Here is a 19,303-nt window from a genome sequence, read left to right on the forward strand (position 1 = left end):
ACGACCGACGAAACCAACTGAGGGATACGTGGCAGACCACTACGACGTCCTCGGTGTCCCGCGTGACGCGGCCGACGCCGACATCAAGAAGGCGTACCGACGCCTCGCGCGCGAGCTCCACCCGGACGTGAACCCGAGCCCGGACGCAGCCGAGCGCTTCAAGGACGTGACGCACGCGTACGACGTGCTGAGCGACCCCGAGCAGCGGAGACGGTACGACGCCGGCCCGCAGGCCGACAGCCCGTTCGGCGGTGGGGCCGGCGGCTTCAGCGACATCTTCGACGCCTTCTTCGGCGGCGGCGGGGGCGGCGGCCGGGGCACCGGTCCGCGCAGCCGTGCCGAACGGGGACAGGACGCCCTGCTCCGCATCGACGTCGACCTGGACGAGGTCGTCTTCGGCACGCACAAGGACGTCGAGGTCGACACGGCGGTCCTCTGCGAGACGTGCGGCGGTTCCTGCTGCGCTCCCGGTACGAGCCCGCGCACCTGCGACATCTGCGGTGGCTCCGGCCACATCCAGCGCCAGGTCCGGTCGCTCCTCGGCAACGTCGTGACGAGCGCGCCGTGCGGCACCTGCCGCGGCCACGGCACCGTCATCCCGAACCCGTGCCCGACCTGCCAGGGCCAGGGCCGCGTCCGCGCCCGTCGCACCATCCCGGTGGACGTCCCCGCCGGTGTCGACTCCGGTCTGCGCCTGCAGATGCCCGGTCAGGGCGAGGTCGGCCCGGCCGGCGGCCCGTCCGGCGACCTGTACCTCGAGATCCGCGTCCGCCACCACGACGTCTTCAGCCGCGACGGGGACGACCTCCTCGCCACGCTCGAGGTCTCGATGACCGACGCGGTGCTCGGCACCACGGCGACGATCGACGGGCTCGACGGTCCGGTCGAGCTCGAGATCCGTCCCGGCGTGCAGAGCGCCGACGTGCTCGTGCTGAAGGACCGCGGCGTCACGAAGCTGCGAGGGAACGGCCGTGGCGACCTCCGCGTCGGTGTGCAGGTCGTCACCCCTACGAAGCTGTCGCACAAGGAGCGTCAGCTCGTCGAGCAGCTCGCGAAGTCGCACAAGGCGTCACCGCCGCAGCTCGCCCGGTTCCAGCAGGGGATGTTCGGCAAGCTCCGCGACCGCTTCTTCAACTTCTGATGGCGTCGCTCTACCTGGTGGAGTCGCTCGACGGTGTGGCCGTCGGCGGCTCCGTGACGCTCGACGGTGCCGAGGGCCGGCACGCCGTGACGGTGTCGCGGGTGCGGGTCGGGGAGACGCTGCGGCTCTCGGACGGCCAGGGCACGGTCGTCGTCGGCGCGGTCTCGTCGCTCGGCCGCGACTCGCTGTCGCTGACGGTGTCGGACGTCCTGGTGTCGTCGCGCCCGGTGCCGTCACTCACCCTCGTGCAGGCCCTCGCGAAGGGCGGCCGGGACGAGATGGCGGTGCAGGCGGCGACCGAGATCGGCGTCGACCACGTCGTGCCGTGGTCCGCGGCACGCAGCGTCTCCCGCTGGGAGGGTGCGAAGGTCGCGAAGGGCCGCACGCGCTGGCAGGCGATCGCGCAGGAAGCGGCGAAGCAGGCGATCCGGTCGTGGGTGCCGTCGGTGTCCGACCCGGTGACGACCGCAGCGCTCGCGGCGTCCGCGTCGTCGACCGGTGTGGTGCTCCTCGTGCTCGACCCGACCGCCACCGAACGGCTCGCCACGTGGGAGCCGCCTGCTGACGCCACGTCGATCTCGCTGGTCGTCGGCCCCGAAGGCGGTATCGACGGGTCGGAACTCGACCGCTTGTCGGCTGCCGGTGCCGTCCGGGTCCGGCTCGGTGACACCGTGCTCCGGACGTCCACCGCGGGACCCGCCGCGTTGGCGGTGCTGCAGTCGCGGCTCGGCCGCTGGTAGCGACCGACCGTCCGCGCGGTGATGATCCTCAGCCGCGGCGGTCGAGCCAGGCCTGCAGCTCGGCGCGGGCGACGGCGATCTCGGCCTCGGACGGGTTCGGGGAGAACCGCGACCCGACGAACGCGTTGGCGAGGGTCTCCCGCATGACGCCGTCCGCGCCGCGCCAGTCGATCGACGGGAAGCGGTCGACGGCGACGATCCGATCACGCCGGATCCGTGTCGAGAACGCGAAGCCACGCACCAGGAGTTCGTCCTCCGACAGGTCGACGCCGGTCCGTGCCCAGCGGAAGGCGACGAGCCCGGCGACGACGACGAGCACGGCGCTGACGAGCCAGGCGTCCCGTTGCGCGAGCACCAGCGTGACCGCGAACGCGACCGCGATGGCCGCGGCGACCTGCAGGATCAGGCGGATTCGACGGGGCATCGGGATCGTCCGGGAAGACTGCGGGTCAGTCACGCGTTCTACGATGGACCAATGAGCAGCGTGTTCACCAAGATCATCGACCGTGAGATCCCCGCGACCGTCGTCGCCGAGGACGACCGCGTCATCGCGATCGAGGACATCGCCCCGAAGGCGCCCGTCCACGTGGTCGTGATCCCCAAGACCGAGGAGTACGCGAACGTGGCCGAACTCGCCGCGGGGGACCCGGACCTCCTCGCGCACGTGGTCGCCACCGCCCAGCGCATCGCCGACGAGCGCGCCGGCGGCCAGTTCCGACTCGTCTTCAACACCGGCGAAGCCGCCGGACAGACCGTGTTCCACGTGCACGCGCACGTACTCGCAGGCGACCTGCAGGAAGGCAACATTGCCAGCTGACGAAACCGCATCCGCCGAGACCGAAGCCGTCTCGGAACTCAGTGTCGACGGCATCGCCATGGTGCAGCTGCTCGGCCCGCAGGACCGGCTCCTCAAGACCGTGGAACGCCAGTACCCGGATGTCCGGGTCCTGGTCCGCGGCAACGAGGTGACCCTGACCGGGCCGGAGCGCGACGTCGCCCGCGCCCGCGCGCTCGTCGACGAGCTCGTGGGCATGGTCAAGCGCGGTCAGGACGTCGGGCAGGCCGACATCCCGACCTCGGCCCGCATCATCGACGAGCAGCGCAGCCCGTCCGACGTGTTCGGCTCGCCGATCGTGTCGAGTCGCGGCAAGTCGGTGCGGCCGAAGACGGACGGCCAGCGTGCCTACGTCGACGCCATCGACGAGAACACGATCACGTTCGGCATCGGCCCGGCCGGCACCGGCAAGACGTACCTGGCGATGGCGAAGGCCGTGCAGGCCCTGCAGCGGCGCGAGGTCACGCGGATCATCCTCACCCGACCCGCGGTCGAAGCCGGCGAGCGGCTCGGGTTCCTCCCCGGCACGTTGACGGACAAGATCGACCCGTACCTGCGGCCGCTCTACGACGCGCTCAACGAGATGATGGACCCCGAGCTCGTCCCCAAGCTGCTCGCGGCCGGCACGGTCGAGGTCGCTCCGCTGGCGTACATGCGCGGACGGACGCTCAACGACTCGTTCGTCGTGCTCGACGAGGCGCAGAACACCACGCCGGAGCAGATGAAGATGTTCCTGACGCGTCTGGGCTTCGGCTCGAAGATGGTCGTCACCGGCGACATCACGCAGGTGGACCTGCCGGGGAACGTGTCGGGGCTGCGGCTCGTCACGCAGATCCTCTCCGAGGTGCAGGACATCCACTTCGCCCGGCTCGGCAGTGAGGACGTGGTCCGGCACACGCTCGTCGGCCGCATCGTGGACGCCTACACGGTCTACGACGAGCAGCGGCTCGCCGAACAGGCCGGGCACCGACCTGGAGGCCGTGGCACGGCCCCGGCGGGGAACCCAGCCGGTGCGAACCGGGCCGAGCGCCGTGGCCGGGTCCCGCAGGACCGCCAGACCAGCCCCTACCCCCAGAACGATCCTCGAGGAGGAACCCGGTGAGCATCGAGCTCAACAACGAGTCCGGTGTGCAGATCGACGACGACGCGGTCCAGCGTCTCGCGGCCTTCGCTCTCGACGCGCTGCACGTCCACGCCGACGCGGAGCTCGCCATCGTGCTCGTCGACGAGGGGGCGATGGAGCAGCTGCACGTCCGCTGGATGGACGAACCTGGCCCGACCGACGTGCTGAGCTTCCCGATGGACGAGCTCCGCCCCGGCACCGAGGACGACCCGACACCCGCCGGACTGCTCGGCGACATCGTGCTCTGCCCGCAGGTCGCCGAGGCGCAGGCGAAGACCGCCGGGCACTCCACGACCGACGAGCTCCTGCTCCTGACGTGCCACGGGATCCTGCACCTGCTCGGCTTCGACCACGCGGAGCCGGAGGAGAAGGCTGAGATGTTCGGGCTCCAGGGGGAGATCCTGACCGCCTTCGCCGCCCAGCGCCGGGGGCGGTGACCGCAGTGCTGCTCGTCGCCGTCCTGCTCGCGGTGGCGTTCGTGCTCGTCGTCCTCGGCGGGCTGCTCGCCGCGTCCGACGCCGCGCTCGGGGTGCTCTCCCGCGCTGATCTCGACGACATCGCCAGGGGCAGCAAGCGTCGCCGCGCCATCGAGGCGATCGGGGACGACGTCGGCGCCCACGTCAACGCGCTGAACTTCTTCCGGGTGCTCGCCGAGACGGCAGCGGCCGTGCTCGTGACCATCGCGCTGTTCTCGGTCCTCGACACGTGGTGGCTCGCGCTGATCGTCTCAGCGGCGATCATGACCGCGGTGTCCTTCGTGCTCGTCGGGTCGAGCCCCCGCAGCGTCGGCCGAGCCCACGCGGACCGGCTCATCGGGGTCACCGGTGGGCTCGTGCACGCGGTGCGCATCGTCCTCGGGCCGCTCGCCGGGCTGCTCGTGCTCATCGGCGACCGTGTCACACCCGGGCGGAACGGCAGCACGTCGAGCGTGTCGAGTGAGGAGCAGCTCCTGTCGCTCGTGGACGAGGCCACCGAGAGCAACGTGCTCGAGGCGGACGACCGCGAGCTGATCCACTCGGTCTTCGAGTTCAGCGACACGCTCGTGCGCGAGGTCATGGTGCCGAGGACCGACATGGTCACGGCGGACGCAGCGGACACCGTGTCGACGGTGATGGAGGAGTTCCTCGCCGCCGGGGTGTCCCGCATGCCCGTGACCGGCCGGGACAGCGACGACGTCCTCGGCGTCGTCTACCTCCGCGACCTGGCGCGCGCCCTGTACGAGAACGAGAGCGCAGGCGGCCGGGTCGTGACCTCGTTGCTCCGGGTGGCCGAGTTCGTCCCGGAGTCGAAGCACGCCGACGAGACACTGCGGCACATGCAGGCCGCGAAGAACCACCTGGTCCTCGTGGTCGACGAGTACGGCGGCGTCGCGGGGCTCGTCACGATGGAGGACCTCATCGAGGAGCTCGTCGGTGACATCTCCGACGAGTACGACCGCACCGTGATCGACCGCGTCGAGGTCTCCGACGGCGTCTGGCGGATCTCCGCGCGGATGCCGATCGACGACCTCGGCGACCTGTTCGGCGTCGACCTCGACGACGACGACGTCGACACCGCCGGTGGCCTGCTCACCAAGGAACTCGGTCACCTGGCGACCGCCGGCGAGTCCGTGACCGTGTCCGGCGTCGTGCTGACGGCGGACCGCGTCGAGGGCAAGCGCCGCCACCTCATCTCCGTGCTCGCCGAACGCACCGACGCCCTCGCCGGCGCGGAGCAGGCGTTCGACGGCACCGCACCCACCACGACGGGATCCACCTCAGCATGAGCGACACCGACAGCACCCCCACCTTCCGAGCCGGCTTCGTCTCGTTCGTCGGACGACCGAACGTCGGCAAGTCGACGCTGACCAACGCGCTCGTCGGGCAGAAGGTCGCGATCACGTCGTCCAAGCCCCAGACGACCCGCCGGGCCATCCGCGGCATCGTCCACCGACCCGACGGCCAGGTCATCATCGTCGACACACCGGGTGTGCACCGGCCGAGGACCCTGCTCGGCGAACGACTGAACGACCTGGTGCAGTCCACGCTCGCGGACGTCGACGTCATCGGGTTCTGCGTGCCGGCGAACGAGCCGATCGGGCCCGGCGACAAGTTCATCAACGAGACGCTCGACCACTTCCCCCGCGCGAAGAAGATCGCGATCGTGACGAAGGTCGACCGCGCCGGCAAGGAGAAGATCGCCGAGCAGCTCATCGCGGTCTCGCAGCTCCGCGAGTGGGACGCGATCGTCCCGACGTCGGGGACCGAGGGGACCCAGCTGGAGGCTCTGCTCGGCGAGATCACCAAGCTGCTGCCCGAGTCGCCGGCACTCTACGACGCCGAGGCCGTCACCGAGGAGACGAGCGAGGACCGCATCGCCGAACTCATCCGCGAGGCCGCGCTCGAGGGCGTCCGCGACGAGCTCCCGCACTCGCTCGCGGTGTTGATCGAGGACATGGTCGAGCCGGACCCCGATGACGACCCGAACGGACCGCTGCGCATCTTCGCGAACCTGTTCGTCGAGCGTGACAGCCAGAAGTCGATCGTGATCGGGCACAAGGGCGAACGGCTGAAGGACGTCGGTTCCCGGGCACGTGCCGAGATCGAGTCGCTGCTCGGCGGACGGCACGTCTACCTGAACATCCGCGTGAAGGTCGCGAAGGAGTGGCAGCGCGACCCGAAGCAGCTCGGTCGACTCGGGTTCTGACGCGGGTCATTCCGTGGATTGACGCGGACGAGGGCGCGCAGCCGTACCGTGGACGGGTGTTCCGTCCCATGCTGCGCGCCCAGATCGTCGTGGACCTCGTGGTCGCCGGCGTCCTCGGCGTGCTCGTCGCGGTCACGTCGACTCGGGGGATCGACGGACCGCTCGCCTACCTGACCGTTCTCGGCATGACGGTGGCGCTCGCGCTCCGTCGGCTCTCGCCGGGCCTCGCGCTGACCGTCGCGTGGGTCACAGCGGTCTTCCAGATGGTGACGGGGCAGGACCCGGACGGTGCCGACGCGTTCATCGCCGCGATCGTCTACACGACGAGCGCGTACGGCAGCCGACGCGTCCGGCTGGCGGGACTCGTCTCGGCGATCGGCGGCGCGGTCACGGCCGCCGTGTACGTCGGCGCGAAGGACTACGCCCAACGACTGACCATCGACACCGCGACGACGCCGGCGCGCGAGTCGATGCAGGTCACGATCGCGTACTTCGTGGTCATCCTCGCGCTGCTCCTGCTGCCGTGGCTCGCCGGTGTCGTCGTGCGGACCCGTCGAGCCGCGCGGATGAGTCGTGAGGCCCTGCTCCTCGCCGAACGCGACGCGGCCCGCGCGGACCGTGCGGTCGCCGTCGAGCAGGAGCGGGTGCGGATCGCACGCGACATGCACGACATCGTGGCGCACTCCCTCGCAGTCGTCATCGCGCAGGCGGACGGTGCCCGGTACGCACTGAAGGCCGATCCGGCCGTCGCCGACCAGGCACTCAGCACGATCTCCGGGACCGCCAGGCGGGCACTCGGCGACGTCCGTGAGCTGCTCGGCGCCCTCCGCCACGAGCAGGGCACCGCGCCGACCCCGGACGTCGACGACATCGAGCGTCTCGTGACGGAGATGCGTGCCGTCGGCCTCGACGTCCGGGTCGAACGCAACGGTGACTCCACCACGCTGCCGACCACCACCCAGCTCGCCGTCTACCGCATCGTCCAGGAGAGCCTGACGAACGCGTACAAGCACGGCGAGCACGGCACCCCGGTGCACGCCACCTTGACGTACCGCCCGGACACCGTCGAGATCGACGTGGTCAACCGCCGCGCTGACCACGGGCACGCGGGACCGGGGACCGGGCACGGGCTCGTCGGGATGCGGGAGCGTGCCACCATGTCCGGGGGCAGCATGACCGCTGGACCCCGCGGCGACGACTTCGCCGTCGCGGTCCGGATGCCGGCGCACCCCGCGAGCGGGCAGATGCCGCGGGGGCTCGTCACGACGAGGCAGCCGACGGACCACACCACCGACCAGGAGCACACAGGACGATGACCGACACCCCGATCCGCGTCGCGCTCGTCGACGACCAGGCCCTGTTCCGCACCGGGATCCGGATGCTCATCGACTCGCAGCCGGACCTCCGGTTCGTGGGAGAGGCCGGCGACGGTGCCGCCGGTGTCGAACTCGTCCGCACCGGGCGCCCGGACGTGGTGCTCATGGACGTCAGGATGCCGGTCATGGACGGGATCACGGCGACCGCGAAGATCGTCGAGGACGGCGGGACGGACGGCGCGAAGGTCCTGGTGCTCACGACCTTCGACTTCGACGAGGCCGCGGCGAAGGCGATCCGTGCCGGCGCGAGCGGGTTCGTGCTGAAGGACGCCGACCCGGAGTTCCTGCTCGCGGCGATCCGGACGGTGCACGCGGGGACGGCCGTGTTCGCGGCCTCGGCGACCCGTGAACTCCTCCGCCGGTACGACGACGCGCAGGAGCAGGCGGCGAACGTCCCGGCCGCGTTCGCCGAACTGACGCCCCGGGAACGGGAGATCTTCGACCTCGCGGCCAGGGGCTTCAGCAACAGCGAGATCGCCCAGCACGAGTTCGTCAGCGAGGCGACGGTGAAGACCCACATCTCACGGGTGCTCACGAAGCTCGAGCTGCGGGACCGTGTGCGGCTCGTGGTCTTCGCGCACCAGCACGGGCTCGTCACGAAGGACTGACGATCGGGTACTGCGCGCAGCGCCCGGCGCCGCACGGTGTCATCCGGTGGGATGACCCGTCCACAGCGAACCGAGTCGAGCGGACGATCCACGGGAGCCGACGGACCGACGCGGACCGGGCCTCCTGATCGTCAAGGTGGATGCATGACCACCAGCCACGCACCGATCATCCGCCTCGACCACGTGTCCAAGCACTACGGGGACGCCGCGCGACGCGTCACCGCGCTCGACGACGTCAGCGTCGACATCGGCGCCGGCGAGTTCACCGCGGTGATGGGCCCGTCCGGTTCCGGCAAGTCCACGCTCATGCACGTCGCAGCCGGCCTCGACACGGTGTCCGGCGGGCACATCCATATCGACGGCACCGACATCACGCAGCTCGGCGACAAGGAGCTCACCGAACTCCGTCGACGTCGACTCGGGTTCGTGTTCCAGTCGTTCAACCTCGTCCCGACGCTCGACGTCGCCGAGAACATCCGGCTGCCGTTCCTGCTCGGCGGGCACAAGCCCTCAGCGGAGGAATCCGCGTGGATCGACCGGCTCGTCGAGATGCTCGGACTCGGCAACCGCCTGACGCACCGGCCGCACCAGCTGTCCGGCGGTCAGCAGCAGCGGGTCGCGATCGCACGCGCGCTGGCATCGCGTCCGGCGGTGGTCGTCGCCGACGAGCCGACCGGCGCACTCGACTCCCGGACCGGGCGCGACGTGCTCGGCATCCTCCGCGGTGCCGTCGCCGAGTGGGGGCAGAGCGTCGTCATGGTGACCCACGACCCGGTCGCGGCCGCCAACGCCGATCGCATCCTCTTCCTCGCGGACGGCCGCATCGTCGGGGACCGCCCGGCGATGAGCGCCGCGGACATCTCGACCACCATGCTGGGGATGGAGGCAGCAGCGTGAACGCCGTCCGCGACTTCTCGCCCACCGTCCTGGTCGCCGCGCTCGGCACCACGTTCGGTTCCGCCCTGGTCATCGCACCCGGCATCGTCACCCAGGCGCTGACGGCCGCCGGCCTCTCCGACCTCGGCCCGATCAAGGCGATCCTCGACGTGATCGGCTGGCTGTTCCTCGGCATCGCACTGTACGTCGGGGCCATCGTCACGGCGAACACCTGCGCAACGCTCATCGCCGGGCAGACGCGGGTCCTCGCGCTCCAGCGCCTGGTCGGTGCCACCGGCGCGACGCTCCGGTCCCGCATCACCCGGGCGGGACTCGTCGTCGGTGTCGTGGGTGGACTCGCCGGTGCGGTCGTCGGCACCGGGCTCTCCGCGCTCTTCGTCGCCGTCCTCCGGGGCAACGGGTTCCTGCCCGACACGTCGTACACGCTCATCCCGTGGCAGCTCGTGCTGCCGGTCGTCGCGGTCGTGCTGGGGACATGGGGCGCGTTCGCGGTGGGGTCCCGTCGAGTCCTGACGGTCACGCCGCTCCAGGCGCTGTCCTCGAGCGTCGAGCCGAGCCACGACGACGTCCGGTCCGGCACGGCACGCAAGGTCTGGTCGATCCTGCTGATGGCCGGCGGTGGAGCGCTGATGCTCGTCGGACTCGCCGTGAGCAGCGCGTCACCGCTCGCGGTCCTCCCTGCTGCACTCGGCGGGTTCGTGTCGTTCGCCGGGATCGCGGTCGGCGCGACGATCGTGATGCCGCCCGTCCTGGCGCTGATCGGGCGCATCGGTGCCAAGGACCCGGTGGTGCTGCTCGCCGGCCGGAACGCGATGCGTGCGCCGGGCCGGTCGTCCCGGGCGACGATCGGACTCGTGATCGGCGTCACCCTGCTCGTCACCTTCGCCGTCGCGCTCGGGATGATGCAGCAGGTGCTCGAAGCACAGCTCCGCGGGCAGCTCCAGGGCGGGAGCCCTCAGCAGCTGCAGGGCATGCGCGACTTCTTCGTCCAGGTGAACGGCGTCGTCAGCGTCATCGTCGGGTTCTCCGCGGTGATCGCCGCGGTGGGTGTCGTCAACGCGCTCGCGCTCGGCGTGCTGCAGCGACGGCGAGAGCTCGGGCTGCTGCGCGTGCTCGGGCTGACCGGTGCGCAGGTGCGTCGGATGATCGTGACGGAAGCCGTGCAGATGGTCGTCGCGGCCGTCCTCACCGGGCTCGTGCTCGGGACGTTCTACGGATGGGTCGGCGGGCAGACGCTCCTCGGGTCGCTCGGTGACCCTGTCGGCCCGGTGCTCCCCCCGACCACGATCGTCATCGTGGTGGCTGGTGCGCTCGTCCTCGCGGTGGTCGCCACCGTCGCTCCGGTCCGGCGCGCGATGCGCGTCCCGCCGACCGAGGCGCTCGCCGTCGACTGATCCCCGCCACGGAACGGGAGGCGCGGTGCCAGCCGGCACCGCGCCTCCCGTCTGTCGCCCCGCTTCCCGTCTGTCGCCCCGCCTCTCGTCTGTCGCCCCGCTTCCCCGATCCCGAGTGGTCGCAACACCCCGCTGCCTTCTGCCGAGTGGTCGCAACACCCCGCTGCCTTCTGCCGAGTGGTCGTTGATCGTCGTTCGGGGGCTCGCCGAGCGACAGTTCGTGACCGATCGGCGTCCGCGGGCGGGGTGTTGCGACCGGTGGGCGCCGACGCCGCGGGCGTCACACGAGGCGGACCGGTGCTACGGTGAAGGAGCTATGTACTCGGCGCTCCTCCTCCTTCGCTGCCGCGACGAGGCCTGACACACCGGCCCACCTCGTCGCGGAGTCTCGTCGTCGGCCGACACCACCTGACGAACCGAAAGCGAACGACCGATGCAGAACACGCAGCGCCCCTCCGGGATGCCGATCCACAAGTACGTCCCGTTCCACGAGCAGATCACCGTCGAACTGCCCGACCGCACCTGGCCGACGAAGCGCATCGACCGCGCTCCCCGCTGGTGCGCCGTCGACCTGCGTGACGGCAACCAGGCCCTCATCGACCCGATGGACGCCGAGCGCAAGCGTGCGATGTTCGACCTGCTCGTGCGCATGGGCTACAAGGAGATCGAGGTCGGGTTCCCCAGCGCCTCGCAGACGGACTTCGACTTCGTCCGCAGCCTGATCGACGAGGGCGCGATCCCCGACGACGTCACGATCCAGGTCCTGACGCAGGCGCGCGAGCACCTGATCCAGCGCACGTACGAGGCGATCGACGGCGCCAAGCAGGCCATCGTCCACCTCTACAACTCGACGTCGATCGTCCAGCGCGAGGTGGTCTTCCGCACCGACGTGCAGGGCGTCGTCGACATCGCGGTGGCCGGCGCGAAGCTCTGCAAGGCTGCAGAGGCCACGCTGCAGCACGACACGACGGTCTACTACGAGTACTCGCCGGAGTCCTACACGGGCACCGAGCTCGAGGTCGCGCTGGAGATCTGCAACGCCGTCCTGGAGGTCTTCGAGCCGACGCCCGACCGCAAGGTGATCATCAACCTGCCGGCCACGGTCGAGATGGCGACGCCGAACGTCTACGCCGACTCCATCGAGTGGATGTCACGCCACCTCGCCCACCGGCAGGACGTGATCCTGTCGCTGCACCCGCACAACGACCGTGGGACCGCCGTCGCCGCCGCCGAGCTCGGGTACATGGCCGGTGCCGACCGCATCGAGGGGTGCCTGTTCGGCAACGGGGAGCGTACCGGCAACGTCGACCTGGTCGCCCTCGGCATGAACCTGTTCACGCAGGGCATCGACCCGGAGATCAGCTTCGCTGACATCGACCAGATCAAGCGCACGGTCGAGTACTGCAACCAGCTGCCGGTGCCGGAGCGCCAGCCGTGGGCCGGCGATCTCGTCTACACGGCGTTCAGCGGGTCGCACCAGGACGCGATCAACAAGGGCTTCGACGCCATGAAGGCCAAGGCGGCCGCAGCAGGGACGAGCATCGACGACGTCGAGTGGGCGGTGCCGTACCTGCCCGTCGACCCGAAGGACATCGGCCGTTCGTACGAGGCCGTCATCCGCGTCAACTCGCAGTCCGGCAAGGGCGGGGTCGCGTACCTGCTCAAGACGGACCACGCGATCGACCTGCCCCGCAAGCTGCAGATCGAGTTCTCCGGTGTGGTGCAGCAGCGCACCGACACCGAGGGCGGCGAGTTCACCTCGGAGAAGATCTGGGACCTCTTCCGCGACGAGTACCTGCCGGCCGATGACGAGTCGGACAAGTGGGGTCGGTACGAGATCACGAAGACCGCGACCTCGAGCGACTTCGACGGCACCACGAAGCTCGCCGTCACGATGCGCGTCGACGACGGATCGGTGGACGCCGATGCCGTCGGGACCGGCCCGATCGACGCGTTCCTCTCCGTGATGCGCGAGCAGGGCGTCGACGTCACGCTGTACGACTACTCGGAGCACACGATGAGCGCCTCCGGTGACGCGAAGGCGGCCTCGTACGTGGAGCTCGACGTCGACGGCGTGCGGCTCTGGGGCGTCGGGATCGACGCCGACATCGCGACCGCGTCGCTCAAGGCGATCGTGTCTGCCGTGAACCGTGCGGTCCGCGCGGGCGCTGCCGCCGGCGCGTCCCCGGAGCTCGTCTCCGCCTAGCCGCTACGCCACCGGCGCACCGAGGGCCGGATCGCGCCCAGCTGCACACATCGCGCCCCGTCACGACGGGGCGCGATGTGCGTGCGGGGGTGCAACCCGGCGCGTTCCCACGCGGAAGGACCCGCGGCACGCGCGGAAGGACCCGCGGCACGCCGTGTCGGGGGCGCGGGGGATACTGGGGGCATGCCGCTGTACCGGGACGAGTGTGTCGTGCTCCGCACCCACAAGCTCGGTGAGGCGGACCGCATCGTCACGATGCTCAGCCGCCAGCACGGCAAGATCCGCGCCGTCGCGAAGGGCGTCCGGCGAACGGCATCGAAGTTCGGGTCGAGGCTCGAGCCGTTCATGGTCGTCGACGCCCAGTTCTACGAGGGCCGCTCGCTCGACATCGTGACCCAGGCTGAGTCCCTCGGGTCCTACGGCGCGCAGATCGTCGCCGACTACAGCGCGTACACGGCCGCCAGCGCCATGGTCGAGACCGCCGATCGCTTGAGCGAGGCGGACGCCGGACTCCAGCAGTACCTGCTGCTCGTCGGTGCCCTCCGTTCCCTCGCCCGCAGCGAGCACGTGCCGAGCGCGACGCTCGACTCGTACCTGCTCCGCGCGATGAGCATCGCTGGATGGGCGCCCTCGTTCTCGGACTGCGCGGTCACGGGGGAGCCCGGCCCGCACTCGGCGTTCGTCGTCCAGCTCGGCGGGGTCGTCGCCGACGGGGCCGCGCCTCCCGGATCGCCCCGGCTCGACCTGACGACGCTGTCGCTCCTCGGCTCGCTGCTCGCGGGGGACTGGCGCACGGTCGACGCCGCCGACGAACGGAGCAGGTCCCGGGCCTCCGGCGTGGTCGCGGCGTACGCCCAGTGGCACCTGGAACGATCGCTGAAGTCCCTGCCGCACGTCGACCGCACCGAGCACCCCGTGCCGGTTCCGACCACGCACGGCGGACCGGAAGCGACGGCCAGGGCGGTCGCGACCACCCCGGCACCCCCGCCACCGACCCCCGACCGCAGCACCCCCGAAGGGACCCGCACCGCATGAGCCCCCGTCGTTCCGTCGAACCGGAGTCCTTCAAGCCGATCGACTGGACCGGCGAGACGCCCCCGGCGATCCCCGCGCGGTTCGTCCCGGACCACGTGGCGATCGTGATGGACGGCAACGGCCGGTGGGCGAACGGTCGCGGGCTCACGCGCATCGAGGGACACAAGGCGGGAGAGGCCTCCCTGCTCGACGTCGTCGCCGGCGGGATCCAGATCGGCGTCAAGCACATCTCGGCGTACGCGTTCTCGACGGAGAACTGGAAGCGCTCCCCGGAAGAGGTCCGGTTCCTGATGGGCTTCAACCGTGACGTCATCCGCCGTCGTCGGGACCAGCTGAACGAGTGGGGCGTCCGCGTCCGCTGGGCCGGACGGCGCCCCCGGCTCTGGCGCAGCGTCATCGAGGAACTCGAGACCGCCGAGCGGATGACGGCGGGCAACGACGTGCTCACCCTGACGATGTGCGTCAACTACGGCGGTCGCAACGAGATCGCCGACGCGGTCCGATCGCTCGCCGAGGACGTCGCAGCCGGCCGTCTCAAGCCGAGCCAGGTGACCGAGAAGGCCCTCGCGAAGCGCCTGTACGTGCCGGAGATGCCCGACGTCGACCTGTTCCTCCGGAGCTCGGGCGAACAGCGCACCAGCAACTTCCTGCTGTGGCAGTCCGCCTACGCCGAGATGGTGTTCCTCGACCGGCTCTGGCCGGACTTCCGACGCTCCGACCTGTGGGGCGCGATCGAGGAGTACGCGAGCCGCGATCGCCGCTACGGCGGCGCCGTGGACGCCCCCACCACGTAGTCGCAGCACACACACAACGGGTCAGGCGCGCACCGGGTCAGGCCAGCAAGGGTTCCGCCGCGCGCACCGCCTCGAGCGCCGCCCGGACACTCGGCACCCGTTCGGCACCGCGTGCGACGACCACCTCGACCCGCCGCGCGAGCTCGTCGTCGACCGGATCGATCGACACCCCTGGCGGGATCACCGTCGTCGCGAGCGCCAGCCGGGGGAGGAGCGCCACCCCGAGTCCGGCCGCGACGAGCCCGACGACCGCTGCCGCGTTGTCGGTCTCGAGCACGATGTCCGGCACGAACCCCGCGCTCGCGCAGGAGGCGAGCAGGTGCCCGCGGCAGCGCGGGCAGCCGCCGATCCAGCGCGCACCACGCAGGGAGGCGAGATCGACCGCCAGGGAACCGGCGACGGCACCGACCGAGCCGGCGGGGCGGACGTGCCCCGGGCCTCCCGACCGGACGAGCGCGAGTCGGACGAGCGCGAGCGGATCGCGACCCAGCGCCCGGGTGACGAGCCCGGCGTCGGTCGCGACGTCGTCCCCCACGTACGTGAACGTCAGCGCAACGTCGACCTCACCCCGCCGGACCAGCTCGAGCGCCTCCGGCGGCTCGACCTCGACGTAGGACGTCGTGACCCCGGGGACCGCGGCCGCCATCGACGCGAGCACCGCGGGCACCAGTGTCGACGAGGCGCTCGGGAAGCCGGCGATCCGGACGCGTCCGCGGGCGAGCCCTCCGACGGCGTCGAGGTCCTCCCGTGCAGCTGTCAGCGCTGCCTGCACGTGCAACGCGTGGTCGGCGAGCACCTGTCCGGCCTCGGTCAGGGTGACGCCGCGTGCACCTCGGAGCAGCAGCGCGTGCCCGAGTCGCTGTTCGGCTCGCTGCAGGAGCTGGCTGACGGCTGGCTGGCTGTACCCGAGGGTGGCTGCGGCGCCGGTGATCGACCCGGCGTCGGCGACGGCTCGGAGCGCACGGAGCAGCTGCGGGTCGAGATCGTCCATAACGCAATGCTATGGTGCTGCAAAGGGAACTGCTCTGGTGTGATGGATCGGCGCACACGAGCATGATCGGCATGGACTCCTTCGTCGACGGCCACGGCTACCTCGCCGCCTGCACCGCCGGGCTGCCGACGCGGGGGACCCTCGCGGCGATGCGTGCCGACCTCGACGAGTGGGGCACCGGCGGATCGAGTCCGATCCGGTACGGGGACCTCGTGGAAGCGGGGCGGGCCCTGTTCGCGCAGATCGTCGGCGTCGATGCCGGCCGGGTCGCGACCGGTTCGCAGACCTCCGCGATGACCGCGGTCGTCGCGTCGTCGCTGCCGGACGGCGCCGAGGTCCTCGTCCCGGACGGGGACTTCAGCTCGATCGTCTTCCCGTTCCTCGCGCAGGCGCACCGCGGGATCCGTGTCCGGAGCGTCCCGCTCCCGTCGCTCGCGACGGCCGTCACCCCGGACACCGCACTCGTGGCGTGGTCGGCGGTCCAGTCGGCGACCGGCGCGGTCGCCGAGAACGACGCCGTCGTCGCCGCCGCCCGTACCGTCGGCGCGCGGACCCTCTGCGACCTCACCCAGGCAGCGGGGATCCTGCCGATCTCGGCCGCACCGTTCGACGTCACCGTCACCCACGCCTACAAGTGGCTCTGCGCGCCGCGGGGCGTCGCGTTCATGACGGTGTCCGCCGACGCCCAGGAGTGGCTCCGCCCGGTCCAGGCCGGCTGGTACGCCGGCGAGGACGTCTGGTCCTCCTGCTACGGCCCTGCGATGCGGCTCGCCGACGATGCCCGCCGGTTCGACGTGTCGCCGGCATGGCAGGCCTGGCCCGGGGCGGTCGCCGCCCTGCGGCACGTCGCGTCGCTCGACATGGACACGGTCTGGAGGCACGGCACCGGTCTGGCGGACCGACTGGCGGCCCGCCTCGGGGTCGCCGGGCAGTCGCAGGCCGTGATGACGGTGCCGGATGCGTCCGGCGCCGGGTTGGCCGCGCTCACCGCGGCGGGGATCACGGCGTCCGGCAGGGCGGGGCGACTCCGACTCGCGTTCCACCACTGGAACGACGAGTCGGACGTCGACGCAGTGGCGGCGGTGCTGGGCCGTTAGTCTTGCCGGGTACGTTTCCCGAACCGGGCATCCAGCTCGGCGACCTTACGGAGTTCTCCTTGGCTCAGCCCTCCCGTCTCGACTCGGTCATCGCCCTCGCCAAAGGCCGTGGGTTCGTCTTCCAGTCGGGTGAGATCTACGGCGGATCCCGCTCCGCATGGGACTACGGGCCCCTGGGTGTCGAGCTGAAGGAGAACATCAAGCGCCAGTGGTGGCAGCGGTTCGTCCGCGGCCGTGGCGACATGGTCGGGCTCGACTCCGCCGTGATCCTGCCCCGCAAGGTGTGGGAGGCCTCCGGCCACGTCGCGACCTTCACCGACCCGCTCGTCGAGTGCCTGCACTGCCACCACCGCTTCCGCGAGGACCACCTGATCGAGGCCTTCGAGGCGAAGAAGAACCGTGCACCGGAGGGTGGCATGGCGGAGATCGCCTGCCCGAACTGCGGGACCCGCGGTCAGTGGACGGAGCCCCGCGAGTTCTCCGGGATGCTGAAGACCTACCTCGGCCCGGTCGAGTCCGAGGAGGGCCTGAACTTCCTCCGTCCCGAGACGGCGCAGGGCATCTTCACCGACTTCGCGCAGGTCGTCACGACCAGCCGCATGAAGCCCCCGTTCGGCATCGGCCAGGTCGGCAAGGCGTTCCGCAACGAGATCACGCCCGGCAACTTCATCTTCCGGACGCGGGAGTTCGAGCAGATGGAGATCGAGTACTTCGTCCCGCCGGCCGACGCCGAGACCCACTACGAGCAGTGGATCGCGGACTCGATCGCCTGGTACACGGACCTCGGCATCGACCCCGAGAACCTCCGTCGCTTCGACGTGCCGGACGGCGAGCGTGCGCACTACTCCGACGCCACCGCGGACATCGAGTACCGCTTCGGGTTCCAGGGATCGGAGTGGGGCGAGCTGATGGGCGTCGCGAACCGCACCGACTTCGACCTCAACAACCACATCGAGTCCTCCGGCAAGGACCTCCGGTACTTCGACCAGGCCGCCAACGAGAAGTACGTCCCGTACGTCATCGAGCCGTCCTTCGGCCTGACGCGGGCGCTCATGGCGTTCCTGCTCGACGCGTACCACGAGGACGAGGCCCCGAACGCGAAGGGCGGCGTCGACAAGCGCACGGTCCTGCGTCTCGACCCGCGCCTCGCCCCGGTCAAGGCCGCGGTGCTGCCGCTGTCCCGCAACGAGCAGCTCTCGCCGGTCGCCCGTGGGCTCGCCGACGACCTGCGGAAGAACTGGAACGTCGACTTCGACGACGCCGGGGCGATCGGCCGCCGCTACCGTCGCCACGACGAGATCGGCACGCCGTTCTGCATCACGGTCGACTTCGACACGCTCGAGGACAAGGCCGTCACCGTCCGCGAACGCGACACCATGGCGCAGGAACGCGTCGCCCTCGACCAGCTGCAGGGCTACCTCGCGCAGCGCCTCGTCGGCGCGTAACGACCGAGCGCCACCGACGCGGTCGACTCCGGGAATGCCCCGGGGTCGGCCGCGTTGTCGTTGAGCATGAGCAACGACAGCGTGAAGGTCGATGTCTGGTCCGACATCGCGTGCCCCTGGTGCTACATCGGCAAGCGGAAGTTCGAGGCGGGCGTCAGCGCGTTCGGAGGCGACGTCGAGGTCGAGTACCACTCGTTCGAACTGAGCCCGGACACCCCAGTGGACTTCGAGGGCACCGAGGCCGAGTTCCTCTCCGGACACAAGGGCATGCCCGTCGACCAGGCGCAGCAGATGCTCGACCAGGTCAGCGGGATCGCGGCGTCCGTCGGGCTTGACTACGACTTCGACTCGATGCACCACACCAACACCGTGAAGGCGCACCAGGTCATCCACCTGGCGAAGCAGCACGGCAAGCAGCTCGACATGGTGGAGCGGCTCTTCGCGGCGTACTTCGAACGTGGTGAACACGTCGGACAGGAGGCCTCGTTGGCCGACCTGGCCGCCGAGGTCGGGATCGACCGCGACGAGGTGCTCGCGGCCCTGCGCGACGACGCCAAGCTCGCCGACGTCCGTGCCGACCAGGCGCAGGCCCAGGCGTACGGCATCAACGGCGTGCCGTTCTTCGTGATCGACGGCAAGTACGGCGTGTCCGGTGCGCAGGACCCCGCGGCGTTCGCGCAGGTGCTCCGCCAGGTCGTCGCGCTGCGCGAGTCGACGCCGGAGGAAGTGGCCGCGGCGACCGAGCGCGCTGCGGACGACGCGAGCGCGGACGTGGAGGCGACCCGATGACGGACCTCGACGTGCGCGCACAGGCCGCGCCGAGCCTCCAGGCCGTGCCGGGACTGCAGCCCCTGCTGGCGGACGCCGTCGTCTGCGACGGCGACTCGTGCTTCGTCCCCGGGGCGGAGGGCGACTGGTCAGAGGTCCCCGACTAGG

Annotated in this window: 20 protein-coding genes; 18 read left to right on the forward strand and 2 right to left on the reverse strand. The window is 70.8% G+C overall.

The genetic code is table 11. From position 1 onward, the window contains the following. Nucleotides 1-28 precede the first annotated feature (28 nt). Both dnaJ and AAEP80_RS10720 read left to right on the forward strand, forming a co-directional pair. A complete protein-coding gene (gene dnaJ, locus AAEP80_RS10715; RefSeq protein WP_413602164.1) occupies nt 29-1,141 on the forward strand; it encodes a molecular chaperone DnaJ in 1,113 nt (370 codons plus the stop codon). Continuing rightward, complete coding sequence (locus tag AAEP80_RS10720; protein ID WP_420364398.1) at nt 1,141-1,881, forward strand: 16S rRNA (uracil(1498)-N(3))-methyltransferase; 741 nt, start codon at nt 1,141-1,143, stop codon at nt 1,879-1,881. The genes dnaJ and AAEP80_RS10720 overlap by 1 nt, the downstream gene beginning before the upstream one ends. 28 nt (nt 1,882-1,909) lie before the next feature. On the opposite strand, the gene AAEP80_RS10725 is transcribed toward AAEP80_RS10720, so the two are convergent. Next, nucleotides 1,910-2,305, reverse strand: coding sequence for a hypothetical protein (locus AAEP80_RS10725; RefSeq protein ID WP_420364399.1), 396 nt, complete (start codon nt 2,303-2,305; stop codon nt 1,910-1,912). Between the two features lie 51 nt (nt 2,306-2,356). On the opposite strand from AAEP80_RS10725, the gene AAEP80_RS10730 reads away from it, so the two are divergent. From AAEP80_RS10730 to AAEP80_RS10785, 12 genes are all read left to right on the forward strand, one after another. Beyond that, nucleotides 2,357-2,698 carry a histidine triad nucleotide-binding protein gene (locus AAEP80_RS10730; RefSeq protein WP_420364400.1) on the forward strand — a complete coding sequence of 114 codons (342 nt, stop codon included), beginning with the start codon at nt 2,357-2,359 and terminating at the stop codon, nt 2,696-2,698. Beyond that, nucleotides 2,688-3,818, forward strand: a complete 1,131-nt coding sequence (locus tag AAEP80_RS10735; RefSeq protein WP_420364401.1) for a PhoH family protein — start codon at nt 2,688-2,690, stop codon at nt 3,816-3,818. The genes AAEP80_RS10730 and AAEP80_RS10735 overlap by 11 nt, the downstream gene beginning before the upstream one ends. Next, nucleotides 3,815-4,276: an rRNA maturation RNase YbeY gene (gene ybeY / locus AAEP80_RS10740; protein WP_281264237.1), complete on the forward strand. Its 462-nt coding sequence runs from the start codon at nt 3,815-3,817 to the stop codon at nt 4,274-4,276. The genes AAEP80_RS10735 and ybeY overlap by 4 nt, the downstream gene beginning before the upstream one ends. Further along, entirely contained in the window at nt 4,273-5,604 is a 1,332-nt protein-coding gene (locus tag AAEP80_RS10745) for a hemolysin family protein (RefSeq protein WP_420364402.1), read from the forward strand. The genes ybeY and AAEP80_RS10745 overlap by 4 nt, the downstream gene beginning before the upstream one ends. Next, a complete protein-coding gene (gene era / locus AAEP80_RS10750; RefSeq protein ID WP_281264239.1) occupies nt 5,601-6,524 on the forward strand; it encodes a GTPase Era in 924 nt (307 codons plus the stop codon). Before AAEP80_RS10745 ends, era begins: the two co-directional genes overlap by 4 nt. A 56-nt stretch (nt 6,525-6,580) precedes the next feature. Continuing rightward, nucleotides 6,581-7,840 carry a sensor histidine kinase gene (locus AAEP80_RS10755; protein ID WP_420364403.1) on the forward strand — a complete coding sequence of 420 codons (1,260 nt, stop codon included), beginning with the start codon at nt 6,581-6,583 and terminating at the stop codon, nt 7,838-7,840. Then, a complete protein-coding gene (locus tag AAEP80_RS10760; protein ID WP_402728480.1) occupies nt 7,837-8,508 on the forward strand; it encodes a response regulator in 672 nt (223 codons plus the stop codon). The genes AAEP80_RS10755 and AAEP80_RS10760 overlap by 4 nt, the downstream gene beginning before the upstream one ends. A 144-nt stretch (nt 8,509-8,652) precedes the next feature. Continuing rightward, a complete protein-coding gene (locus tag AAEP80_RS10765; protein ID WP_420364404.1) occupies nt 8,653-9,405 on the forward strand; it encodes an ABC transporter ATP-binding protein in 753 nt (250 codons plus the stop codon). Further along, the gene (locus AAEP80_RS10770; RefSeq protein ID WP_420364405.1) at nt 9,402-10,799 is read left to right on the forward strand and encodes an ABC transporter permease; all 1,398 of its coding nucleotides are present in this window, start codon (nt 9,402-9,404) and stop codon (nt 10,797-10,799) included. The genes AAEP80_RS10765 and AAEP80_RS10770 overlap by 4 nt, the downstream gene beginning before the upstream one ends. A 433-nt stretch (nt 10,800-11,232) precedes the next feature. Next, nucleotides 11,233-13,005, forward strand: a complete 1,773-nt coding sequence (gene leuA, locus AAEP80_RS10775) for a 2-isopropylmalate synthase (protein WP_402728482.1) — start codon at nt 11,233-11,235, stop codon at nt 13,003-13,005. A gap of 183 nt (nt 13,006-13,188) precedes the next feature. Beyond that, nucleotides 13,189-14,040 carry a DNA repair protein RecO gene (gene recO / locus AAEP80_RS10780; protein WP_420364406.1) on the forward strand — a complete coding sequence of 284 codons (852 nt, stop codon included), beginning with the start codon at nt 13,189-13,191 and terminating at the stop codon, nt 14,038-14,040. Continuing rightward, the gene (locus AAEP80_RS10785; protein ID WP_402728484.1) at nt 14,037-14,834 is read left to right on the forward strand and encodes an isoprenyl transferase; all 798 of its coding nucleotides are present in this window, start codon (nt 14,037-14,039) and stop codon (nt 14,832-14,834) included. The genes recO and AAEP80_RS10785 overlap by 4 nt, the downstream gene beginning before the upstream one ends. Nucleotides 14,835-14,871: 37 nt before the next feature. On the opposite strand, the gene AAEP80_RS10790 is transcribed toward AAEP80_RS10785, so the two are convergent. After that, nucleotides 14,872-15,825, reverse strand: a complete 954-nt coding sequence (locus AAEP80_RS10790; RefSeq protein ID WP_420364407.1) for a LysR family transcriptional regulator — start codon at nt 15,823-15,825, stop codon at nt 14,872-14,874. A gap of 71 nt (nt 15,826-15,896) precedes the next feature. Here AAEP80_RS10790 and AAEP80_RS10795 point away from each other — a divergent pair, with 71 nt between their 5' ends. From AAEP80_RS10795 to AAEP80_RS10810, 4 genes are all read left to right on the forward strand, one after another. Then, nucleotides 15,897-16,922 carry an aminotransferase class V-fold PLP-dependent enzyme gene (locus AAEP80_RS10795; RefSeq protein ID WP_420364408.1) on the forward strand — a complete coding sequence of 342 codons (1,026 nt, stop codon included), beginning with the start codon at nt 15,897-15,899 and terminating at the stop codon, nt 16,920-16,922. 59 nt (nt 16,923-16,981) lie between these two features. Beyond that, nucleotides 16,982-18,367, forward strand: coding sequence for a glycine--tRNA ligase (locus AAEP80_RS10800; protein ID WP_281264249.1), 1,386 nt, complete (start codon nt 16,982-16,984; stop codon nt 18,365-18,367). A gap of 66 nt (nt 18,368-18,433) precedes the next feature. Continuing rightward, nucleotides 18,434-19,156, forward strand: coding sequence for a DsbA family oxidoreductase (locus tag AAEP80_RS10805; protein ID WP_420364409.1), 723 nt, complete (start codon nt 18,434-18,436; stop codon nt 19,154-19,156). Continuing rightward, nucleotides 19,153-19,302, forward strand: coding sequence for a hypothetical protein (locus AAEP80_RS10810; protein ID WP_281264251.1), 150 nt, complete (start codon nt 19,153-19,155; stop codon nt 19,300-19,302). Before AAEP80_RS10805 ends, AAEP80_RS10810 begins: the two co-directional genes overlap by 4 nt. The last annotated feature ends 1 nt before the right edge of the window (nt 19,303 follow it).

This window comes from Curtobacterium sp. L3-7 (assembly GCF_048756585.1).
Taxonomy (GTDB): Bacteria; Actinomycetota; Actinomycetes; order Actinomycetales; family Microbacteriaceae; genus Curtobacterium.